Genomic DNA, 5043 nt, shown 5'->3' with positions numbered 1-5043 from the left:
TAAAGTTGACCATCATCCAAATGAAGATCCATACGGGGACTTTATGATTGTTGAACCAAGTATCTCATCGACCTCAGAATTATGGGCATCTATCATCTTGCGTGATGACAATAACTTACAAATGAATGATGAAGCAGCTAAATGCTTCTTCTTAGGAATTGTAGGGGATACTGGTCGTTTCTTATATGATAATACGACCCGCGATACCATGCAAATTGCCGGTGAATTGTTGAACTACGACTTCCCAGCTTCTGACTTGATGCAAGAATCGAATACGCAAACTATTTCTCAAGCACGCTTGCAAGCTTATGTTCTACAAAACATGAAATTGTCAGCACAAGGGACTGTGAATTCAGTTTATATTTCACAAGACTTACTACAGTTACTCGATTTAACCGCCAATGAAACCTACCAAATCGTTCAAATTCCAGGAACTATTGAAGGGGTCATTACTTGGGTAACCTTTATTGAGCAACCAGATGGTAAAGTACGTTGCCGAATTCGTTCTAAAGGCCCAGTAATCAACCATATTGCTGCCCAACATGATGGTGGCGGTCACGAGAAAGCCTCAGGCGCTAACGTTTATTCTTCAGAAGAGAAAGATGAATTATTAGCTCAACTAGGTGAAGTGGCTATGAAATACCGTCGCGACCATTTTTATGACTAACAAAAAAAGAATATAGCTTTCAAGACCGCATCTGAATTTTAAATTCAGATGCGGTCTTTTTCGTTCGGTTTTTTCAAAGTAAATTGGCTATTTTAGAGAGGATACGGAGTGGAAACGCGGATTAAAACGAACATTAATTAATAAAAACAATAAATTTATATGGATTTAGAAATGTGGCTGTGCTAAAGTAATAGGGTAAAGAATATAATAGCGCGGATAACCGAACATTTAGGTTTTTCGTTGGGAGGGAAATCAAGTCATGTCTTCATTATTAAAATCAATCCTTATTTCAAGTGCTGCCTTACTACTGGTGGCCTGCCAAGGGCAAAATGCCGGTACGGATGCCAATGCCGACACAGCGTCATCATCCAGTTCACAAGTCAGTGAATCACGGCTACTGATGCTTTATCAATCGGTATGGTAACAAATGAAGGGGGCATTGATGACCGGTCGTTCAACCAATCTGCCTGGGAAGGGTTGCAAGCATGGCAAGCGGAAACTGGAGCCAAGGTCCAATACTATGAGTCACCTGATCAATCTGAATTGATCCCTAATTTAAATGTTGCAGTTGCAGACCAATACGACATTATCGTTGGTCTTGGTTATACAACTGCAGAACCCTTAAATGAGGTGGCATCGCAAAATCCTGACCAAAATTACGTTTTGATTGATGGGGAAGTTGACCTGGACAATACGGTATCCATCGCCTTTAAAGACCAAGAATCTGCCTTCTTAGCGGGCGTTGCGGCTGCTTTAAATACGGAAACAAACCAAGTTGGATTTATTGGTGGGACTAGAATTCCAGTGATTGACCGTTTTGAAACGGGTTTTAAAGCGGGTGTTGCCTATATTGACGAAAATATTGAAGTGGAAAGTCAATATACGGAATCCTTTAGCGATGCCTCTAAAGGACAACAAATTGCTAACGCTATGTATACCAATGGTGTTGACGTGATTTATACAGCTGCTGGTGGGTCTGGTAATGGTGTTTTCACTGAGACCCGTAACCGTCTAGAAGCAGATCCAGAAACGCAATTATGGGTGATTGGCGTTGACCGAGATCAAACTGACGAGGGCGAGTGGACTGGCGGTAACTTCACCTTAGCGTCGACCCTTAAAGATACCGGGGCAGCCATTATTGCCTTAGCTGAAGAAACTAGAGACAATAGCTTTCCTGCAGGTGAAAGTTTAGCTTATGGCTTGGAAAATGGCGGCGTTTCGCTAACTCAAGGACAATTGTTAGATGAAGAATGGGCGCAAATTGAAGAAGCCAAAGCTGCGATTATCGCTGGTGACATTCAAGTTCCAGAGTTCACTTACTCTGAAAGTTAGTTTGCTTATAAGGCAATTGAAAACAGGTGCGTTAAAACAGTGAACAGGAAAAACCAGGAACCGCGATTTTAATCTTAGTTCCTGGTTTTGTTTTTAGGGATTAGATTGTGTAAAATATGCCGTTTCTTCTATAAGGCAATTTTCAATAAAACTATTTTACCCAAACATGGCCGTTTTGACGTAATAATTCATCCGCTTCTTTAGGACCACGTGTTTTACCAATATAAGTAGGTAGGGTTTTAGTGCCTGCATTTTTCCAGTTGGCAATGATTGAATCAACGATACGCCATTGTTCAGCCAATTCATCCCATGTAGAGAAATTGGTTTGGTCACCGATTAAGGCATCATAAATCAATTTTTCATAAGCATCTGGTACATAGGCAGCATTTAATTCGTCTACATTAGAATTAATAGACACCATTGTTGGCAATAATTCTTCACCAGGTAATTTTTGATTTAGGTTAAAAGCTAAACCGGTTTCTGGTTGGATGTTGAAGGTGATGCGACTTTGACTTGGATTACAACCCTTATCGATGTCTGTTTTATCAACGGCATCTTTTAAGACGATTTCAACGGTTGTCCGTTTGTCATCCAAGGCTTTACCTGTTTTGAAGTAGAAGGGTACTTGGCCCCAACGGTCATTATTGACTTGGAAGTAGCCCGCTAAATAAGTTTCAGTCACAGAATCAGGCGCGACCTCATTTTCCTCTAAGTAGTTGATGAATTCACCATCTTCACTTGCAAGGTATTGGGCACGAACGGTTTGTTTAGCTGTTTGGTCTGCTGTTAATGAATCGATTTGTTTCAAGAAAGCTAACTTATTGGCATGTACATCGTCTTGGTCAGGTGAAGCGGGTAGGTCCATACCAAGTAATGTCGCCACTTGTAGGATATGGTTTTGTAGCATGTCACGAATAGCACCTGATTCGTCGTAGTAACCACCACGGCTACCAACTGGCATGTCTTCTGCTAGGGTGATTTGAATGTTTGAAACGAATTCCTGGTTTAATAAAGCTTCGACTGCAGGGTTAAAGAAACGTGTCGCTAAGATATTTTGCACCATTTCTTTACCAAGGTAGTGGTCAATACGGTAGATATCTTTTTCATCGAAAGAAATCGCTAAGGCATCATTTAATTCTTTGGCTGATGATAGGTCAGTTCCGAATGGTTTTTCTAAGATTACTCGGTGTGTACCGCCATCTGTCACAATTTCAGCATCCTTCAATCCTTGGGTGATTTCAGGGAATAGGGCTGGTGAAGTCGATAGGTAGTATAAATTTTTCTCACCGGTATTAAATTCATTTCTTAATCTTGCCATTTCATTGTTCAAATTCTCATAATCATCCGCTTGAGTGGCGTCATGAGATGTGTAGAAGAAATGTTTGATAAAGTTATTGATTGTTTCTTCGTCTGCTTCTTGGTCAGAAATTGAATCTAAGACGATATCACGGAAATAATCGTCAGTCCATTCACGTCTAGAGTTTCCTAGCAAAGCAAAGTTTTCAGATAATAATTGTCGCTGATATAAGCGGAATAAAGATGGGTATAGTTTACGGCGCGCTAAATCTCCTGCTGCACCAAACATAACGATAAGCCCACCAACTTGTTTGTTAGTCATTATGCTACATCCTTTCATAGTTCATCACCAATTATATACGAACTTTCATCACTTACACAAGAATTAGTCCTGACTATTCTTAGTATTTTTTAATATTCTATTATTTTAGATTTAAGAAATATAATGGTACAATACTACGGATGAGCAAAAAGAACCATACTTGCCTAAGCTGGCAAGCAGAGAAAGGTGGGAGACCATGTCTTTTACACAATTTAATTTAAAACCATTTATCAACGACGCACTCGCAGATTTAAATTTCTATGAGCCGTCTCCAATTCAAGCAACAGTTATTCCAGTGATTCAATCAGGCCGCGATGTCATTGCCCAAAGCCAAACAGGATCAGGGAAAACTCACGCCTTCTTATTACCACTATTAAATAAGATTACAGCTGAAAAACACACGCAGTTGGTTATTACAGCACCTAGTCGTGAACTTGCGGAGCAGTTATATCAAGCTGGCCGTCAAATTTTGTCATTTTCAGATGAAGATTTACATATCGAGCGCGCTTTTGGTGGGACAGATACTGTTAAACAAGCCAACCGTTTAGAAAATGCCGTACCACAAGTCGTTGTTGCGACACCAGGACGTCTATTAGACTTGATTAACAACCAATTGATTTCTGTACACCAAGTAACAGATTTCGTTGTTGATGAAGCAGACATGACCCTTGATTTAGGTTTCTTAAATGAAGTCGACCAAATTGCAGGCCGTATGCCAAAATCATTGAACATGTATGTTTTCTCAGCAACTATTCCGGACAAATTGAAACCATTCTTGAGAAAATACCTAAGCAATCCTGAATGGATAACAATTGAAGCCCGTCACAAAATTTCAGATACCATTGATAACTACTTGGTACCCGTTAAAGGGCGCGAACGTAAGGCATTGTTATTCGATACCTTAACAATTGGTCAACCTTATTTAGCTTTAATCTTCGCTAACACCAAGGAAACTGTACAAGAATTGTACAAATACTTGAAATCTCAAGGCTTAAATGTCGGCCAAATTCATGGTGATTTACCAGCTCGCGAACGTCGCCGTGTAATGAAACAAGTACAAAACTTGGACTTCCAATACGTGGTAGCAACTGACTTAGCTGCTCGTGGGATCGATATTGATGGCGTGTCTCATGTCATCAACTACGAAGTACCAAATGAATTAGAATTCTTCATCCACCGTGTAGGCCGTACTGGTCGTCAAGGTAAACCAGGTACTGCCATTACCTTCTATATTCCGGATGAATTTAAAGATATTGAATGGTTGGAAAACAAAGGAATCATCTTTGAAAATAAAGATATCAAAGACCATCAATTAATCGATGGTAAAGACCATGATGCCCGTGCTGCCCGTCAAAAAGCACCTGAAGTTGACCATACTGTAGCTGGGATGATCGAACGAAACAAACGTCGTAAAGTCAAACCTGGT

At 40.2% G+C, this 5043-nt stretch carries 5 protein-coding genes; 4 read left to right on the top strand and 1 reads right to left on the bottom strand.

What is annotated here, in order from left to right; all coding sequences use genetic code 11:
• From ACRCJ0_RS09255 to ACRCJ0_RS09245, 3 genes are all read left to right on the top strand, one after another.
• Positions 1-667 (top strand): DHH family phosphoesterase (locus ACRCJ0_RS09255; RefSeq protein ID WP_431390265.1); only part of this gene is annotated, 667 nt, incomplete at its 5' end.
• 259 nt (positions 668-926) lie between these two features.
• Positions 927-1091 carry a hypothetical protein gene (locus ACRCJ0_RS09250; protein WP_431390264.1) on the top strand — a complete coding sequence of 55 codons (165 nt, stop codon included), beginning with the start codon at positions 927-929 and terminating at the stop codon, positions 1089-1091.
• Complete coding sequence (locus tag ACRCJ0_RS09245) at positions 1085-1999, top strand: BMP family lipoprotein (RefSeq protein WP_431390263.1); 915 nt, start codon at positions 1085-1087, stop codon at positions 1997-1999. Before ACRCJ0_RS09250 ends, ACRCJ0_RS09245 begins: the two co-directional genes overlap by 7 nt.
• A gap of 151 nt (positions 2000-2150) precedes the next feature.
• On the opposite strand, the gene zwf is transcribed toward ACRCJ0_RS09245, so the two are convergent.
• The gene (gene zwf / locus ACRCJ0_RS09240; protein WP_431390262.1) at positions 2151-3617 is read right to left on the bottom strand and encodes a glucose-6-phosphate dehydrogenase; all 1467 of its coding nucleotides are present in this window, start codon (positions 3615-3617) and stop codon (positions 2151-2153) included.
• 196 nt (positions 3618-3813) lie between these two features.
• On the opposite strand from zwf, the gene ACRCJ0_RS09235 reads away from it, so the two are divergent.
• Positions 3814-5043 (top strand): DEAD/DEAH box helicase (locus ACRCJ0_RS09235; protein WP_431390261.1); only part of this gene is annotated, 1230 nt, incomplete at its 3' end.

The organism is Aerococcus sp. L_32, from assembly GCF_050689315.1.
The sequence above is the reverse complement of the archived record's forward strand: the minus strand, read 5'-3'. Positions and strand labels throughout refer to the sequence as shown.